This is a genomic window from Nonomuraea ceibae (assembly GCF_019396325.1).
In the GTDB taxonomy this organism is placed as follows: domain Bacteria; phylum Actinomycetota; class Actinomycetes; order Streptosporangiales; family Streptosporangiaceae; genus Nonomuraea; species Nonomuraea ceibae.
In genome coordinates this window covers 34,290-49,732 of the sequence record NZ_JAHKRO010000035.1, presented here as the reverse complement: position 1 = coordinate 49,732, position 15,443 = coordinate 34,290, and the positions used below count along the sequence as shown (strand labels likewise).

The 15,443-nt window shown below is 73.0% G+C and carries 17 protein-coding genes; 6 read left to right on the top strand and 11 right to left on the bottom strand.

Annotated elements, in window-relative coordinates:
• Positions 1-108: 108 nt before the first annotated feature.
• From KME80_RS22390 to KME80_RS22375, 4 genes are all read right to left on the bottom strand, one after another.
• Entirely contained in the window at positions 109-537 is a 429-nt protein-coding gene (locus tag KME80_RS22390) for a hypothetical protein (protein WP_219508019.1), read from the bottom strand.
• A 17-nt stretch (positions 538-554) separates the two neighbouring features.
• Positions 555-1,358, bottom strand: coding sequence for a glycerophosphodiester phosphodiesterase (locus tag KME80_RS22385; RefSeq protein ID WP_219508017.1), 804 nt, complete (start codon positions 1,356-1,358; stop codon positions 555-557).
• An 88-nt stretch (positions 1,359-1,446) separates the two neighbouring features.
• The gene (locus tag KME80_RS22380; RefSeq protein ID WP_219508015.1) at positions 1,447-2,586 is read right to left on the bottom strand and encodes a phospholipase D-like domain-containing protein; all 1,140 of its coding nucleotides are present in this window, start codon (positions 2,584-2,586) and stop codon (positions 1,447-1,449) included.
• 132 nt (positions 2,587-2,718) lie between these two features.
• Positions 2,719-3,735 carry a hydroxyacid dehydrogenase gene (locus tag KME80_RS22375; protein ID WP_308125882.1) on the bottom strand — a complete coding sequence of 339 codons (1,017 nt, stop codon included), beginning with the start codon at positions 3,733-3,735 and terminating at the stop codon, positions 2,719-2,721.
• A gap of 124 nt (positions 3,736-3,859) precedes the next feature.
• Between KME80_RS22375 and KME80_RS22370 the strand changes: the two genes are divergently transcribed.
• Genes KME80_RS22370 through KME80_RS22360 form a run of 3 tightly spaced genes read left to right on the top strand, consistent with a single transcriptional unit; the run spans position 3,860 to position 5,822 of the window.
• Positions 3,860-4,573, top strand: a complete 714-nt coding sequence (locus KME80_RS22370; protein WP_219508013.1) for a polysaccharide deacetylase family protein — start codon at positions 3,860-3,862, stop codon at positions 4,571-4,573.
• Positions 4,574-4,609: 36 nt separating this feature from the next.
• Positions 4,610-5,440 carry an NAD-dependent protein deacetylase gene (locus KME80_RS22365; protein ID WP_219508011.1) on the top strand — a complete coding sequence of 277 codons (831 nt, stop codon included), beginning with the start codon at positions 4,610-4,612 and terminating at the stop codon, positions 5,438-5,440.
• Between the two features lie 4 nt (positions 5,441-5,444).
• On the top strand, positions 5,445-5,822 hold the full coding sequence (locus KME80_RS22360) for a YchJ family protein (RefSeq protein ID WP_219508009.1): 378 nt from the start codon (positions 5,445-5,447) through the stop codon (positions 5,820-5,822).
• A 4-nt stretch (positions 5,823-5,826) separates the two neighbouring features.
• Here KME80_RS22360 and KME80_RS22355 read toward each other — a convergent pair whose 3' ends face one another.
• Entirely contained in the window at positions 5,827-6,159 is a 333-nt protein-coding gene (locus KME80_RS22355) for a hypothetical protein (protein WP_219508007.1), read from the bottom strand.
• A 9-nt stretch (positions 6,160-6,168) separates the two neighbouring features.
• A complete protein-coding gene (locus tag KME80_RS22350; RefSeq protein WP_219508005.1) occupies positions 6,169-7,890 on the bottom strand; it encodes an AbeC-like domain-containing protein in 1,722 nt (573 codons plus the stop codon).
• A gap of 316 nt (positions 7,891-8,206) precedes the next feature.
• On the opposite strand from KME80_RS22350, the gene KME80_RS22345 reads away from it, so the two are divergent.
• A complete protein-coding gene (locus tag KME80_RS22345) occupies positions 8,207-9,676 on the top strand; it encodes a pectate lyase family protein (protein ID WP_219508003.1) in 1,470 nt (489 codons plus the stop codon).
• A 61-nt stretch (positions 9,677-9,737) separates the two neighbouring features.
• Here the strand turns inward: KME80_RS22345 and KME80_RS22340 are convergent, their stop codons facing one another.
• From KME80_RS22340 to KME80_RS22330, 3 genes are all read right to left on the bottom strand, one after another.
• Positions 9,738-10,241: a hypothetical protein gene (locus KME80_RS22340; protein WP_219508002.1), complete on the bottom strand. Its 504-nt coding sequence runs from the start codon at positions 10,239-10,241 to the stop codon at positions 9,738-9,740.
• 253 nt (positions 10,242-10,494) lie between these two features.
• Positions 10,495-11,574 (bottom strand): cellulose binding domain-containing protein, encoded by a 1,080-nt coding sequence (locus KME80_RS22335; protein ID WP_219508001.1) that lies wholly within the window; start codon positions 11,572-11,574, stop codon positions 10,495-10,497.
• Between the two features lie 607 nt (positions 11,575-12,181).
• Complete coding sequence (locus KME80_RS22330) at positions 12,182-13,078, bottom strand: helix-turn-helix domain-containing protein (RefSeq protein WP_219508000.1); 897 nt, start codon at positions 13,076-13,078, stop codon at positions 12,182-12,184.
• 159 nt (positions 13,079-13,237) lie between these two features.
• On the opposite strand from KME80_RS22330, the gene KME80_RS22325 reads away from it, so the two are divergent.
• Positions 13,238-13,462 (top strand): antitoxin, encoded by a 225-nt coding sequence (locus tag KME80_RS22325; protein ID WP_219507999.1) that lies wholly within the window; start codon positions 13,238-13,240, stop codon positions 13,460-13,462.
• Here the strand turns inward: KME80_RS22325 and KME80_RS22320 are convergent.
• Entirely contained in the window at positions 13,459-14,361 is a 903-nt protein-coding gene (locus KME80_RS22320) for an LLM class F420-dependent oxidoreductase (protein WP_219507998.1), read from the bottom strand. The genes KME80_RS22325 and KME80_RS22320 overlap by 4 nt on opposite strands.
• 24 nt (positions 14,362-14,385) lie before the next feature.
• Between KME80_RS22320 and KME80_RS22315 the strand changes: the two genes are divergently transcribed.
• Entirely contained in the window at positions 14,386-14,613 is a 228-nt protein-coding gene (locus KME80_RS22315) for a hypothetical protein (RefSeq protein WP_219507997.1), read from the top strand.
• 9 nt (positions 14,614-14,622) lie between these two features.
• On the opposite strand, the gene KME80_RS50570 is transcribed toward KME80_RS22315, so the two are convergent.
• On the bottom strand, positions 14,623-15,426 hold the full coding sequence (locus KME80_RS50570) for a pentapeptide repeat-containing protein (RefSeq protein ID WP_246645433.1): 804 nt from the start codon (positions 15,424-15,426) through the stop codon (positions 14,623-14,625).
• Positions 15,427-15,443: the final 17 nt, after the last annotated feature.

The window sequence follows — 15,443 nt, the reverse complement described above, 5'->3', positions numbered from 1 at the left end:
GCCAGTGCGGTTTTACTGCCTCTGCCGACACCTGTTATCCACCACTTGTTACCGAGTGGTCAACACTTGGTTGGGTTTCGGGGGTTATCGGTTACCTGCGGGAAGCCTTTACGGTGCCGCCTCGTGACCCGGCAGACCCGGCGTGCGCCTGCGCTGCTTCATCTCCGCCTCGTGGACGTGGCGGCGGCCCCCGGCCAGCCGATCGCGCACGTGCGCCTCCATCTCCTGGAAGGCCGCGTAGTACAGCGCGTCGTACTCCTCGACCACCTGGAACGTCCACCGGCCGTCGATCACGTTCAGCCCGATGAGCTCCCGCTCGACGCGGTCGGCCAGCTCCTGGTGCCCGGTCCGGCGTAGCAGCTCGACGGCCCGGTCGAGGCGGGCGTCGGCGCTGCCGGTGAGCTGGTGCCACGCGTACAGGTGGCCCCGCGCCCGGTGCGTCGTCTCCAGCGCCTCGCTCAGCGCGCCCAGTGCCTCGACCGTCTCGTCCGACATGCCCTCCGGGCGGAGGTGATCGGGATCCTGCTCTGTCGCCATGCCGTCCCGGCTACCCGTCAAAGGGCGTCGAGAACGTCGGGCCGGTTGGTGATGATGCCGTCCACGCCGTAGCCGACCAGCCGGCGCATGGCGGCCGCGTCGTCCACCGTCCAGGCGAACACCCGCATCCCGTGCCGCTGCACGAGCCGCACGTAGTCGCGGGTCAGGCCGCCGTACGGCGGGTTGACCTGGTCGGCGAACTCCGACAGCCCGTCCAGCTCGGCGGCAGGCGGGGTGCCGAGCAGCCCGATCGCGGCCTCCGGCATGACGTCGTGGAAGCGGCGCATCGAGCCGTGGTCGAACGACTGCACCACCAGCGGGCCCCGCCACGAGCGGCGCAGCTCCCCGGCCACCCGCGCCTCGATCCCCCGGTACAGGCGGGGCTCCTTGACCTCCACCAGCACGCCGAGCCCGCTGCCGCTCATCTCGCGCAGCGCCTCCCGCAGCGTGGGCACCGGCTCCCCGGCGAAGCGGCGCCCGGACCACGACCCGGCGTCCAGCTCGCGGATCTCGTCCAGGGTGAAGTCGCCCACCCGCCACGGCGCCCGGCCGGGGAAGACCCGCTCGGCGTCGGTGGTGCGGGCCAGCGTGGCGTCGTGCATGAGGACGGGCCGGCCGTCGCGGGTCAGCCGCACGTCCAGCTCGAACGCGTCGGCGCCCAGCTCGGCGGCCAGCCGGAAGGCCGCCAGCGTGTTCTCCGGCGCGTAGGCGGACGCGCCGCGATGGGCGACGTTGGCCACCGGGGCCGCCGAGGCCGCCGTCGCGGGGGTGAGGAACAGGGCCAGTACGGTCATGACGATCAAGCCGGCGAGTCGGAACATGGATCTCCTCGTACTCGGGAGCGGCCGATGAGCCGAATCTGACTGACCGTCATGACCAACTGTTGAGAGCCACGTGACTCCCAGGTGGCTAGGACGCGGCGGCGGCGCGCATCCTGTCGAAGTTCGCCACGAACTGGGCGTGAATCGCCTTGTTGTTGAGCCGCAGCAGGGTGTCGTCGTTGCGGCGCAGCGACGTCTGGTTGTAGTTGTGGCTGCCCGTGTAGACCCAGCCGTCGACCAGCAGGTACTTGGAGTGGATGCGGCCGGGCAGCGCGCTGCCGGAGCTCAGCGTGCGCAGCTCGATCCTCGGCTCGGCGCGCAGCGCCGCCTCCACCTCCGCGTCCAGCACGCCCGCGACGACCTGCACCGTGCACCCCTCGCGGGCCAGCTCGGCCAGCCGTTCGGCGATCGCGACCCGGTAGCCGTCCCACTCCGACATGCCGACGCGGATCGGGGCGCCGTCGCGGCAGGAGACCCCGTCCAGCGCCTCCACGATCGGGTCGCCCTCGGCGCTGGGGAAGAAGTGCGCCCGCACCGAGCCGCCCGCCGCCCCCGTCCGCACGACCCGGTCGTAGTCGAGGCTCTTCCGCTCGGCGGCCAGGTCGGCGAAGTAGGAGGCGTACGCCTCGTGCAGCCGCCGGTTGCCCGCCAGCACGACGGCGTTGTTCCAGTACGTGGTCGAGTTCAGGTTCGTCAGGTTGGCCGACGACTGCACGACCACGTCGGACGCGCCTCCCGTACGGGAGAACAGGTAGAACTTGTTGTGCTGCCCCTTGTCCCCGACGCAGGCGGCGGTGCCGCCCGACATCGGCCCGGAGCACACGTGCGCGAACGAGGCGGCCGAGGTGTCCGTGCCCAGGACGGCGGCGAGCCGCTCGGCCACCGCCTTGCCGCGCGCGTCGCCGTCCAGCACCACCTGCACCCGCACGCCCCGCTCGTGCGCCTTGAGCAGCTCGGCGGCGAACTCGCTGCCGGCCGTGCCCGACATGACGAAGTGCGCGATCCTGATGCCGGCCCCGGCGGGGGTCTGGCGGACCAGGTCGCAGAGCCTGCTCACGATGGCGACCGGGTCGCCGCCCACCGGCTCGCTGAACACCGCCCCGGAGGTCACCGGCGTGCGCGGCGCGCCGGCGCACGACGACGACGTGCCGGCTGCGGCGGGGGCGGCGACGGCCCCGGAGCCCAGCAGGGCCCCGATCGCCAGGGTGGACAGGATCGCGCTACGCATGGTGCCACTACTTCCTTCGACGAACTGCTGCGCGGCGATCCTGGCCGGTCGCGGCGACGGCAGCCTGAAGGCGAGGTCAACGCCCGGCGAACGTCAAGGGGGCGACGGCGCCGCGCGAGCCGGTCCCGGGGGTCAGGCGCTCACCGCGATGTCGTCGGCGGTGACGGCCGCGCGCGGCGGCCGCCCGGACAGGTAGCGTTCGAGCTCGTCGAGCGCGCTCTCGCTCATCCGCCGGGTCTCGGACCCGAGGGACCCGGCGACGTGCGGGGTGATCATGACGTTGGGCAGGTCGTACAGCGGCGAATCGGCCGGCAGCGGCTCCGGCTCCGTGACGTCGAGGATCGCGTGGAGCCGCCCGGAGCCGCACTCGCGCTCCAGGGCGGCGGTGTCGAGGACGGAGCCGCGTGCGGTGTTGATGACCGTCGCGCCGTCCCGGAGCAGGGCCAGCTCCGCCGCGCCGATCAGGTGGCGGGTGGCCGGCAGCGCGGGGACGTGCAGGGTGAGCACGTCGCTGCCGCGCAGCAGCTCGGGCAGCGGGACCAGCCGGCCGCCCGCGGCCGCCACCTCGCCGGCGTCCGCGTACGGGTCGGCCACCAGCACGTCGACCTCCAGGGCGCGCAGCCGCTCGGCGACCCGGCGGCCGGTGCGCGAGAAGCCGACGATGCCGACCGTGCGCTCGCGGTTGGACAGCTCGCCGCGCCGCTCCAGGTAGGACCAGTCGTCGCGGTGCCTGCGCGCGTCCTGGGCGAGGAACGGGGCCTTCTTGCCCGCGAAGATGACCGCCGCGAACGTGAACTCGGCGACCGCGATCGCGTTCACGTCGGCGGCGTTGGTGACGAGGATGCCGCGCCGCCACACCTCGTCGGTGACGAACGGGCGCACCGTGCCCGCGCAGTGGAAGACCGCGCGCAGCTCGGGGGCGTCGGCCAGCACCTCGGCGGTCAGCGGCGGGCAGCCCCACGAGGTGATCAGCACCTCGGTCCGGCGCAGCAGGCCGCGCACCCGCTCGTCGCCGAAACCGGTGACCGGGAGCGGCTCGGCGACCTCGGCGAGGGCGCGCAACCGGCGTAGCTGCGGCTCCTGGAACTGCACGCGGAAGTGCGCGGGGTCCATGACCAGCAGGGCCCGTGGCCGTCGTCCTTCTGTCACTCGAGTCCCTTCGGCGTCCGTGGGCAAGCGCTTACCGGGGTGGTGTCCGATCATGTCCATCGGGAAGCCCACTCTTCCACATAACCGATCAAAGCGGTCAGCCCCTGATTACACTGCTGCACTCATGAACGCATCCCGGACCCGCAGGGCGCTTGCGGTCGCCGTCGCGCTGCTGGTGCTCGTCGCCGTGAGCGGCTACCTGGTCATGAACGCGCGGACGTTCCAGCTGGCCGGACGCCTCGTGGACCGGGTCGAGACGGGCGAGAAGGTCGTGGCGCTGACGTTCGACGACGGGCCCGACGAGCACACCCAGGAGATCATCGACGTGCTCGCCGCCGAGAAGGCGTGCGCCACCTTCTTCGTCGTCGGGTCGCAGCTGCGCGCGTGGCCGCAGCACGGGAAGGCGCTCGTCACGGCCGGGCACCAGCTCGGCAACCACACGTTCACGCACCGGCGGATGGTGTTCGTGCCGCCCTCGACGGTCGAGGCGGAGATCGAGCCGACCGACGCGCTCATCCGGCAGGCGGGGGAGCGGGGCGACATCCCGTTCCGGCCGCCGACCGGCAAGAAGCTGCTCACGCTGCCGCTCTACCTGGCCGGGCACGACCGCGTCACCGTCATGTGGGACGTGGAGCCCGACTCCGGCGCCACCCCTGCCGCCGCCGAGATCGTCACCCTGGTCCGCGAGCAGGTCAGGCCGGGCTCGATCATCCTGCTCCACCCCTGGTACGGGAGCGGGCGCGAGACCCGCGCGGCCATCGCCGGCGTGGTGAGAGGGCTGCGCGCCGACGGCTACCGGTTCGTCACGGTCGCCGAACTGCTCGCCGATCCCCGGTGACGCGGCCGGTTTGACGCTTTCGGGCACCATGGAAGGGTGAGCGAGAGCGCGAGAAGGTCGCTGGCGGAGCTGGTCGGCGGCGGCGGGGTGGTGGTGCTCAGCGGGGCGGGCCTGTCCACCGAGTCGGGCATCCCCGACTACCGGGGCCCGACGGGCCGCGCCCGCAAGGCCGACCCGATGACCTACCAGCAGTTCGTCGGCAGCGAGGCGGCCCGCCGCCGCTACTGGGCGCGCAGCCACGTCGGCTGGCGGCAGATCGAGGGCGCCCGCCCCAACGACGGCCACCGGGCGGTCGCCGAGCTCGAACGGCGCGGCCTGGTCGCGGGCGTCGTCACCCAGAACGTCGACGGCCTGCACCAGGCCGCCGGCGCCCGCCGGGTGATCGAGCTGCACGGCGGCCTGGACCGGGTGGTCTGCCTCTCGTGCCGCGAACGCACCCCGCGCCTCGACCTCGACGCCCGCCTGCGCGCCGCCAACCCCGGCTGGGACGCCGAGGGCCGCATCAACCCCGACGGCGACGCCGAGCTGACCGCCGAGCAGGAGCAGAGCTTCCGCCTGGTGCCCTGCCTGGCCTGCGGCGGCGTCCTCAAGCCCGACGTGATCTTCTTCGGCGAGAACGTGCCCCGGGTCCGCGTGGACGAGTGCTCGGCCCTCGTGGCCGCCGCCCGCGCCCTGCTCGTGCTCGGCTCGTCCCTGAAGGTGCGCTCGGGCCTGCGCTTCGTCACCAAGGCCGCGGAGCTCGGCATCCCCATCGCCATCGTCAACCAGGGCCCGACCGGCGGCGACGCCGACGCCCTGCTCACCCTCGACGCCCCGCTCGGCCCCACGCTCACCGACCTGACCGGCAGGCTCGTCCCGGCACAATAGGGGGATGGGATGTCACTGCGGGCTGGCCGCCCCCTACCGCGACTGCTGCGGACGCCTCCACCGGGGGGAGGGCGCGGCGCCCACCGCGGAGTCGCTGATGCGGTCGCGGTTCAGCGCGTTCGCCGTGGGCGACGAGGGCTACCTGCTGCGCACCTGGCATCCGGCGACCCGGCCGGCCGGCGTGGGGCTCGACCGGCGGGTGCGGTGGACCGGGCTGGAGATCCTGGAGACCACCGGCGGGAGCGTCGTGCACACCGAGGGCACCGTGCGGTTCCGGGCCCACTACCGGGAGCGGGGCCGGGCGGGCACGATGGAGGAGCACAGCAGGTTCGTCCGGGTGGACGGCCGGTGGGTGTACGAGGGCGCGCTCGACAGCCGGTGACCGATCAGGCGAACAGCGCCTGGATCTGCGCCACGACCTCGACGATGGCCGTCACCTCGGCGGCCCGCACCGAGAGCCGCCGCAGCGCGTCGAGGACGCGGCCCCGGTCCGGCTCGGCCTCCGCCAGCTCCTGCCGGACGTCGGCGGCGTCGCGGCGGGCCCTGGCGGGCTCGGCCAGCTCCGCCTCGTGCTCGGCCAGCAGCCGGTCGAGCCGGTCCAGCAGCAGGCTCGCCTCGCCCGAGCCGCCGTGGTTGACGGTGGCGCGGGCGTTCGGGCCCATCGCGATCGGGCCGTTGACCGTGCCGCCGTCGATGCGGATGCCGTACTGGTCTGCCATGACCGCCTCTCAGCCCCGGGTGTGGTGGTGGGACGACGCCGACGCCTGCATGCCCATCGCGATGGGGCCGTTGACGACGCTGTCGCGCACCGACATGTTCATCATGACGTTGGCCGCCTGCATCCGGTACGTGCCGGTCTCGATCTCCTTGTCCTCCAGGTAGTCGAGCACGGCCTCGGTCAGCCGGTGCTCGATCAGCTTGACGTACTTGGCGGTGTCGAGCAGCTGGAGGTAGGTCTGCATCCCGTGGCTCGCGCCGAGCTCGCGCACGCTCAGCCGGGCCCCGTACGGGTAGACGACGTGGCGGGACGGATCGAGCGTGACGAACTGCTGGCGGACGGCCCGTACGGCGGTGCGCGTCAGCCGCACGGGCGCGGCCAGGACGTCGCGCAGCAGGAGCAGCTTCAGCGCCCGCACCGACTCCCACGCGATCCGCCAGCCCGGCATGTCCGGCAGCCGGTCGACCACGTGGTACGCCTCTTTGGCCGGCGGCAGCGCGGTCACCACGAACTGGGTGTAGAGCATGCGCCCCTCGACCGCCAGGTAGATGAACGCCGAGGTGACGGCCTCCTGGTCCTCCGCCGGGGCGACCAGGCGGCCCGCCGTGTCGCGGATCTCCTGGCCCTCGTGCGCGATCGTGACGCGCTGGTAGTAGCGGACGCCGCCCTGCGGGTGGCGGCTGATGGCGGCGATCTCCTCGGGCGTGGCGTGGTGGCGGGGCCGCCCGTCCTGGCCGATCAGCGGGTGGGCGCCCGGCCAGTCGGTGACCCTGTAGATGCCGCGGGCCACCACGTGGTCGCCGATGTCGAGCCGCCGGATGCCCTCGTTGGGGCGCAGCACCTGGTCGCGCATCTCGGTGAGCCGGGTGCGGACGAAGGCGTGCAGCTCGGCCGGGTCGATGTCGACGGGCCGCTCGCGGCGCTCGGTGCCCCGGCCGGTCTCGGTGACGGTGCGCGCCCGGTCCAGCTCGACGGCGATGGACCAGCTCCGTTCGATGCCGCCGGCGCCCATGAACGCGTCCTCGTTGGCGTACATGGTGACGTTGCCCGTCTGGGCGCGGGCGACGTAGGCGAGGCGGTCGGCGGTCCTGGGCTGGTCGGGGCCGGGCTCGGGCGGGGGAGCGCCGGGCTTGAGCGTGCCGGCGAGCGTCGTGTAGACGATGATCCGGTAGAGGATCGCGACGCCGAGCGTGGCCAGCGGCACCAGGAGCAGGCCGGCGTTCTGGAGGAACGCGTACACGAGCACCGCGCCCGCCGTCACGAAGGAGCCGAAGCCCGTGGCGGCCAGCAGCAGCGCGTAGACGACGAACAGGATCACGTAGCCGCCGAAGGCCCAGAACCACAGCAGCCCGCGCACCAGCATCGGCCCGCGCCGCACCCGTTCCAGCGTGAGCAGCACGAGCGGCAACAGGAACGACAGCCAGCTGATGACGCTCATCGGCGTCAGCGCGAGCCCGAGGAGCAGGATGGCGGTGATCAGCCCGTCGCGGACGACGAGCAGGGAGCGGGAGCGGCGCGCGTGATGGATGATCGGCAGCAGATCGCATCCCCCATAGGACGGCGGAACCGCCCTGAACGGGTCGTCAAGCAATTCGTTCAGCACTTTGTCCCGGAAATCGCTGTCCAGGTACGCGCCGCCGCACAGGTAGCGGGTGGTGTTGCTCATCCGGGGGGCGCTCATCGCCGTGGGGGGTGTGAGCTGGGGTTCCGCCGGGGCGTGGCTCAGGTCCATGGGGCTCTCCCTGTGAATGTACGAGCGCGAGGACCATATAGGCGGACAGCCCTTTCCCGGATGAGTTGTTATCGAATAGCCGCGCACCGAAACCCCGAATCCCACTTTATGGCGATAAATCCCCCTTAAGGGGTTAAGTTGCGTCACACGCTTATTCCAGGATGAAACTTTCACGGCCGGTTGACGCTAGGAAAGCGCTTACCTACATTAATGCTGTCGCGCATACGTATGCCATTCAGATATGTGAACGAGTACTCGCTGGGGGACAGGAGGGCGGGCCGGACCTGGCCCGCCCGAGGCCGGCAAGGAGCTCAGCATGCGACAGATCAGCAACGGCAGGACGAGCGCCGCCACGGCGGCGGCACTGGCGGCGGCGCTGGCGGTGGCCGGGACTGCGGTGGTGGCCATCGCCGCCACCTCGGCGGCGGCAGCGGCGCCCGCGCCCGGCGCGTACACCGTCGTCAACAACGGCAGCGGCCTGTGCCTGACCGTGCCGGGCGGCAGCTCGTCCGACGGCGTCCAGTTCACGCAGACCGGCTGCGGCGGCGCGGCGCAGACCTGGAACCTCGTCGCCGACGGCGGCGGCTTCCAGCTCAAATCCGCCCACAGCGGCAGGTGCGCCGGCGTCGAGGACGCCAGTACCTCCGCGGGCAAGGCCGTCCAGCAGGAGAGCTGCACGGGCGCGGCCTCCCAGCGGTGGAACGTCACCGAGGCCGGCGCCGCCTACCGGATCGTCAACGCCAACGGCGGCAAGTGCCTCAACATCAGGGACAACTCGACCGCCTCCGGCGCGCTCGTGCAGACCAACTCGTGCGACTCGGTGGCGACCAAGCAATGGCGGCTCGTCCCCGCAGGCTCCACCCCGACGGACCCGCCCACCGACCCGCCGACGGACCCGCCCACAGACCCGCCCACCGATCCGCCGGGCAACGCGGACGGGCTGGTCGGCTGGGCCACCCAGGGCGGCGGCACCACGGGCGGCGGCGGCGCCTCGCCCGTCACCGTCTCCAGCGCCTCCGCGCTGGCCAGTGCCCTCTCGGGGACGAACGCGGCGGTGGTCCGGGTGTCCGGCACCATCTCCTGCTCCGGCATGATCCGCGTCGGCTCCAACAAGTCGCTGCTGGGCAACTCCGGCGCGACGATCAGCGGCTGCGGCCTCAACGTCTCCGAGGCGTCCAACGTCGTCATCCGCAACCTGAACTTCCGAGGCTGGGGCGACGACGCGATCAACGTCCAGTACTCGACCCGGGTGTGGATCGACCACAACTCCTTCAGCGACGGCTACGACGGTGCCGTGGACGTCAAACGGGCCAGCGACTACGTCACGATCTCCTGGAACCGCGTCTTCGACCACGACAAGTCGATGCTGCTCGGCCACAGCGACGGCAACGGCTCCGAGGACAGCGGGCGCCTGCGGGTGACGTACCACCACAACTGGTTCGACGGCAGCAACCAGCGGCACCCGCGCGTGCGCTTCGGCAACCCGGTGCACGTCTACAACAACCTGTACTCGAACGTCGGCGGCTACGGCGTGGCCTCCACCGAGGGCGCCGGAGTGCTGGTCGAGGGCAACTACTTCGAGAACACCGAGGACCCGTTCCACCTCGGTGAGGGCAGCTCCGACCCGGGCAGCCTGGTCGCCAGGAACAACCACTTCGTCAACTCCGGCACGGGCCAGACCGGCGGCAGCGTCCGTTCCATCCCGTACGCGTACACGCTCGACCCGGCCTCCAGCGTCAAGTCGATCGTGAGCGCGGGCGCCGGGGCGGGCAGGATCTCCGTCTGACCGGATCTTCCGCACCGGACACGTAGCGCGGCGCCCGCCACGGGCGCCGCGCTGCGGCTGTTCACGGGCCGCCCGCCACGGGCGCCAGCCCGATGCCGAACGTCAGCACGAGCCGGCCGGGCGGCGCGTGCCCGCCGGGAAGCGCGAACAGCACGAGCACCATCCCCTCCGGCAGCCGCCCGCCGAGCCCGTCGCACAGCTCCCGGAGCTCGCGGATCGCCCCGCCCAGCATCGGACGGCCGCCGTCGGCGTCGAGGACGAGCCAGCCCAGCGGGAGGACAGGCCACGCGGGCCTGGCCCCGGCGCAGGACGCGCCCTGGGCGGCCTCCAGGGTGTGGCCGCCCAGGCCGGGGAAGTAGCCGAGCCCCGCCGCGTCACCCGGGCACGGCCGGGGCGCCGGCGGCTCGGCGCGCTGCCGCAGCACGCCGAGCGTGGTGAGGACGAGCGAGAACCCGCCGATGATCCCGGCCGCCTCGGCGGCGGCGGCCAGGCCGCGCAGGGTGATCGTGGCGGTCAGGTAGACGAGCGCGCCGGCGGCCAGGAGCGTGGTGACGATCTTCCTCACGCGGGTGCTTCTCCCGTTGTCCGGCATGGGACGGTGCCTCGGCTTCTCTTGGTCGGGCCGCTCGTCAGAGCTCGTTGTTCTCCGTTCTGACGAACGTGTGCCGGAGTCCGCCGAGGCCGTCCAGTCACGATTGGGCAACGTTGAAAATTGAACGACCGGTATTTCCGCTATTTCGTTATTTATTGGCGGCAGAAATTCGCCGTCCGCGTCAACCGGTCGCGCACGTCACGGACGGCGGCGTGTTCGCGCCCGTTCACGAGGCGACGAAACCGAACGTCGCCAACCCGCCGCGCGGGATCGCGCCGTTCCAGGACGCGTTCCGCACCATCACGGCCGCGCCGTCGGCGCTCAGCTCGCCGTTCCAGAGCTGGCTGATGCGCTGCCCGTCGGCGAACGTCCAGCGCACCGTCCACCCGTTCAGCGCCGTGACGCCCGTGTTCGAGACGGTCACCTCGCCCTGGAAGCCGCCCTGCCACTGGCCCGCGTTCCGGAACACGGCCGAGCAGCCCGCGGGCGGGAACGTGGACGTCACCGTCGGGGTCGCGGTCGGGCTCACCGTCGGGGTCGCGGTCGGGCTCACGGTGGGGGTCGCGGTCGGGCTCACGGTGGGGCTCGCTGTCGGCGTGCCCGACAGCGCCTCCACCAGCGCCGGATACCACCGGTCGGAGATCTTCCGGTCGCCCGCCGCGTTCGGGTGCACCCCGTCGTAGGTGTCACCGCCGGTGCCGAAGCCCGTCCACTGGTCCACGACCACCACCGGCGACTGCGCCGTACTGGTCGCCGCCGCCCACGCCGGGATCGCGTCGTTGAGCGCCACCGCCCGCGCGCCGCACTCCGCGCAGGTCGCCGGCGCCATCGGGATGATCTGCGCGACGAGGATCCGCATGGCCGGATTGCTCGCCCGCATCTGCCCCACCAGCTTGGTGTAGGCGGCCAGGATCGTCGCCGCAGGCACGTTGCTCCACACGTCGTTGGTGCCGAAGTGCATGAGCACCACGTCCGGGGAGCTCGCGGCCAGCCAGCCCACGAGCTGGTTCTGGTTCGCCACCGTGGTCACCAGCGCGCCGCCGTGCCCCTCGTTGTCACCGTCGTACGGGACCCCGCACCCCTGGGCGGGCAGCGTGCCGACGAAGTCCACGTTCGTGTGCCCGGCCTCCTGCAACCTGTTCCACAGCAGCGCCCGCCAGCAGCCCGGCGACCCCGTGATCGAGTCGCCCAGCGGCATGACCCGCACGGGCGCCGCGCTCGCCGGCGTGGCCATCGCGAACACCGCCCCCGCGGTCAGCACCAGCATCGCCGCCATGCTCGCCAGCCAAGCCCGGGTCCCCGCCATCCGACCGCTCCCGTCCGTCGCCTGCGCAGATCGTAAGAAACCCCCCGTCCGTCCGGAACCCACCCCACCCCGGCCCCGCCTCCGACCTGCACTGCCGCGCCCGAACACCCTGTAACTTTCACCAGCCCGCCGAAGCCCGCCCTCTCGGGGAGCTGACCCCTCCCGGACGGCCGGCTCGTACGGGAGGGGCCACCCCGGGCAACGGGCCGTCGCCGCCAGGGAAGGCGGCGACCCCTCCGGAAGGGGCAGCCCTGTGGGGGGCCCTGGCGTCTCGGGTGGGGCAGCTCCCTCCGGTGGGGGCAGCCCTGCGGGGGGCAGCCCCCCAATGGGACAGCCCTGCGGGGGTCAGCCCCCACCAATGGGACGGCCCCGCCTGGGGCCAGCCGCAGGGAGGGCCTCCCGTTGCGGGTGGTTCCGTGGTGGGAAGCCCAGTGGCGGACGCTGAAGGGCCAGCCCCCTGAGGGCATCAGCCCCCGGGAGAGCGGCAAGCTGCTGAGGGGCGGGCCTGCCGGGTGGGGGTTCCTCTGGAGGGGTCAGTGCCGCCAGGTGGTGGGGGTGTTGAACGCCTCGCCGGGGACCGGAAGCCGTACGAGGACGGGGTGGAGGCTCAGGTCGTGAGCGGCGCCCCGTGGCGGAAGTCGCGGGGGGAAGCGCCGTACGCGCGGCGGAAGGCCCGGCTGAAGTCGGCGGCGTGCGAGAACCCCCACCGGGCGGCGATGCCGTGGATGGGGACGTGGCGCAGCGCCGGGTCGGCCAGGTCGCGGCGGGCGCGTTCGAGGCGCTGGGACCTGATCCAGGCGGCGACCGTGGTGCCCTGCTCCTGGAAGAGGCGGTGCAGGTAGCTGACGGAGATGTGGTGGGCGGCGGCCAGGGCGCCGGGGGACAGGTCGGGCTCGCCGAGGCGCCGCAGGACGGACGCCTGGATGCGCAGGGTGAGCGCCTGGCGGTGTGCGTGCGGGGCGGGCCCGCCGTCGCCTTCGAGCGTGGAGGCGAGCAGCGCCGACACGAGGTCGAGCAGCGCCATCCCGATGCGCGGCCGGTCGGCGGGCGTGCAGGAGGCGGCGGTGTCGGCGACGTCCGTGACGAAGCCGGCCAGGAGGGCGCCGAGCCCGTCGCGGGCGGGGATGCGGCGGCCGAGCACGCGGTCGACGTGCTCGTCCGGCAGCGGGATGAGCGCTTTGGGGATGGTGACGGCGGCGGTCTGGAAGGTGCCGGTCCCGGGAGCGGCCTCGAAGCGGGCCGTGGTGATGCGGGTGACGTCGTGCACGAGCAGGTCGCCGGCGCCGGTGGTGAGCCGCCGGTCGTCCCAGGCGGCGTGCATCGTGCCGCGTAACGGGAGCAGGAGCTGGTAGGCGCCGTGGGCGGAGGAGTCGGCGACCCGCGTCAGCCGCAGGGGCGTGAACGCCTTCTTCTCCACCCGCAGCGCGCCCAGCTCGACCTCGCTGCCCACGGCCTCGAAGCCGGGGTCGCCGTCGGGCCTCCTGGTCAGCATTCCGTCGAGCACGTCGCCCCCCGATCAGGTCGCCTGCCGCTGTACTCCGTACGGTAGCCAATCGATCTTGACGTCGCGTTCGCCGCCGCCCCCCCGGGTAGGGGAGCGGGGTCGCGTTCGCCGCCGCCCACGCCGGGTAGGGGAGCGGGCGAGACGAAGGGGGAGGCTTTCATGAGCGGCATCGGAGACTGGGTCAGGAAGGCCGAGAACCTGGCCAGGAAGCACTCCAAGCACGTCGACAAGGCGGTCGACAAGGCCGAGGAGATGGCCAAGAAGCGCACCGGGCACAAGTACGACGAGCAGATCGGCAGGGGCGTGGACGAGGTCCAGCGCCGCTACGGCGGGGGCGGGACGGCCGAGCCGCAGCGGCCGGCCAGGCCGGAGGACCGGCCCTAGACCTGCCCGGGGGCGTTCGCGGGGCGGCCCGGCGTGGTGACGGTCGCCGGCCCGATGCCGGCGACCTGCCGCGCCACCTCGCCCAGCAGCGCCAGCCCGGCCTCGTCGGCGGCGTCCGGCAGGGCGGCGATCACGTGCTCGATGCCCTGCTCGGCCAGTTCGCCGCACCGCTGCACGGTCTCGTCCACGCTCGCGTCGCCGGGCACGCGCAGGTGGAGGGTCTTCTCGATCTCCTCGTACGGCCTGCCCGCGCGTTCGCAGTGGGCGCGCAGCACGGCCAGCTTGTGCGGCACGTCCGCGCCGTACAGGAAGTTGCAGGCGTCGGCGTACTCGGCGACGAGCCGCAGCGTCTTGCGCTCGCCGCTGCCCCCGATGAGGATGCGCGGCCGCGCCGCCGGTGCGTTGACCGGCCGCTCCAGCCGGTAGTGGCGCCCCTCGAACGGCTCCTGGTCACCGGCGAACATCCGGCGCGCGATCCGCAGCGTCTCCTCCAGCCGCTCGAGCCGCTCGGCCACCGGCGGGAACGGCAGCCCGAGCCCGCGCGCCTCCTCCTCGAACCAGCCCGCCCCGATGCCGAGCACCGCCCGCCCGCCGGACAGCGCGTCCAGCGTGCTGACCTGCTTCACCAGGAATCCCGGTGCCCGGTACGGGGCCCCGGTGACGAGCGCGCCCAGCGTGACGCGGCGGGTCAGCGCGGCGGCGTAGGAGAGCGCGCCGTACGCCTCCAGCATCGGCTCGCCGACGCCGCCGAAGTTGGGGATCTGGAACAGGTGGTCCATCACCCACAGGCTGTGCAGTCCCGCCTCGTCCGCGCCGCGCGCCACGTCGGCGAACCGGCCGGCGATCGCGGCGTCACCGCCGGGCCAGGTGAAACGAGGGCAGGTCAGACCGAGTCTCATCGCGGGGTTCCTCCGGTTCCGGGCATGAAAAAACCCTCCCACCTGGGTCCTGGACCCGAGGCCGAGAGGGCGTCGTCCTCCTATTCTCTCACGCCCCGCGTCGCACCTGGCCGGAGCCCGGAGGACGAGCTGGACGGCGACTACGAGGTCGAGGTCACCTACTCCGGCAACTCCTCGCAGTACGGCCCGACGAACTTCATCATGTCCGTCGAGGCCGTCGGCGGCGCGCAACCGGTGGACGGCTCCCAGTAGCGGCTCCCGCTAGCCCGTGCCGCACCGCCTCCCGGTGCCCTCCCGGGGCCAGGAGGCGGCCCGTTTCAGCTGGGACTCGTCGGCGACCACGTCCGTGACGTCCGCGTTCGTGGCGTCCGCGCCGCGCAGGTCCACCCGGCGCAGCTCGGCGCCGTACAGGCAGGCCTCGCGCAGGTCGGCGCCACGCAGGTCGGCGTCGTTCAGGCGCGCCCGGTCGAGGTTCGCCCCACGGAAGGACGCCCCCGGGGCGCGCACCCCGCTGAGGTCCACGCCGTGCAGGTCCAGGCCGTCCAGGACGGCGCCGGCGAGCTGGGCGCCGCGCAGGTTGACGCCTTCGAGATCGCCCGCCGTCAGCGTGCGGCCCCGCAGGTCCGGCGGGGACGACCCGGCCGTGGAGTCGGCCGTCACGCCGGGTCCCGCCGAGGCAGGCGAGAAGAACGGGACGCCGCGCTGGTAGCCGAGCCAGGCGAGCGCGATGAGGACCACCGCCAGCCCGGTCACCGCCAGGCGATGGCCGGGTTGCAGCACCTCGTCGCCCACGTACAGCACGAGGACCGCCACGACCACCACCCCGCTGAGGAAGGTCCCGAGGGACCCCCACAGCATCCCGACGGCGACCATGATCCCCAGCGTGACGAGCGGCCACACCCACAGCCACCGGTCGCGCGCGCGTAACTCCCGCCCGGCCGGCACGGGGGCGACCGGCACGGGGGCCGCCGGCGCCGCGTAGTCGGCGACGGTCACCGGCGCGGCCACGGGAAGCTGGCCGTCGCCGGGCGCCTGGGGCGGATGGGGCGTCGTCGGGTCGCTCATCGGGGCACCTTGGTCGT

Bases quoted from the DNA above. Each gene is read 5' to 3' on its own strand.
- KME80_RS22325 (WP_219507999.1), top strand. From the start codon at position 13,238: ATGAGCGGCATCGGAGACTGGGTCAGGAAGGCCGAGAACCTGGCCAGG.
- KME80_RS22380 (WP_219508015.1), bottom strand. From the start codon at position 2,586: ATGCGTAGCGCGATCCTGTCCACCCTGGCGATCGGGGCCCTGCTGGGC.
- KME80_RS50570 (WP_246645433.1), bottom strand. From the start codon at position 15,426: ATGAGCGACCCGACGACGCCCCATCCGCCCCAGGCGCCCGGCGACGGC.
- KME80_RS22355 (WP_219508007.1), bottom strand. From the start codon at position 6,159: ATGGCAGACCAGTACGGCATCCGCATCGACGGCGGCACGGTCAACGGC.
- KME80_RS22335 (WP_219508001.1), bottom strand. From the start codon at position 11,574: ATGGCGGGGACCCGGGCTTGGCTGGCGAGCATGGCGGCGATGCTGGTG.
- KME80_RS22350 (WP_219508005.1), bottom strand. From the start codon at position 7,890: ATGGACCTGAGCCACGCCCCGGCGGAACCCCAGCTCACACCCCCCACG.
- KME80_RS22315 (WP_219507997.1), top strand. From the start codon at position 14,386: ATGAAAAAACCCTCCCACCTGGGTCCTGGACCCGAGGCCGAGAGGGCG.
- KME80_RS22385 (WP_219508017.1), bottom strand. From the start codon at position 1,358: ATGTTCCGACTCGCCGGCTTGATCGTCATGACCGTACTGGCCCTGTTC.
- KME80_RS22390 (WP_219508019.1), bottom strand. From the start codon at position 537: ATGGCGACAGAGCAGGATCCCGATCACCTCCGCCCGGAGGGCATGTCG.
- KME80_RS22320 (WP_219507998.1), bottom strand. From the start codon at position 14,361: ATGAGACTCGGTCTGACCTGCCCTCGTTTCACCTGGCCCGGCGGTGAC.
- KME80_RS22345 (WP_219508003.1), top strand. From the start codon at position 8,207: ATGCGACAGATCAGCAACGGCAGGACGAGCGCCGCCACGGCGGCGGCA.
- KME80_RS22360 (WP_219508009.1), top strand. From the start codon at position 5,445: ATGGGATGTCACTGCGGGCTGGCCGCCCCCTACCGCGACTGCTGCGGA.
- KME80_RS22370 (WP_219508013.1), top strand. From the start codon at position 3,860: ATGAACGCATCCCGGACCCGCAGGGCGCTTGCGGTCGCCGTCGCGCTG.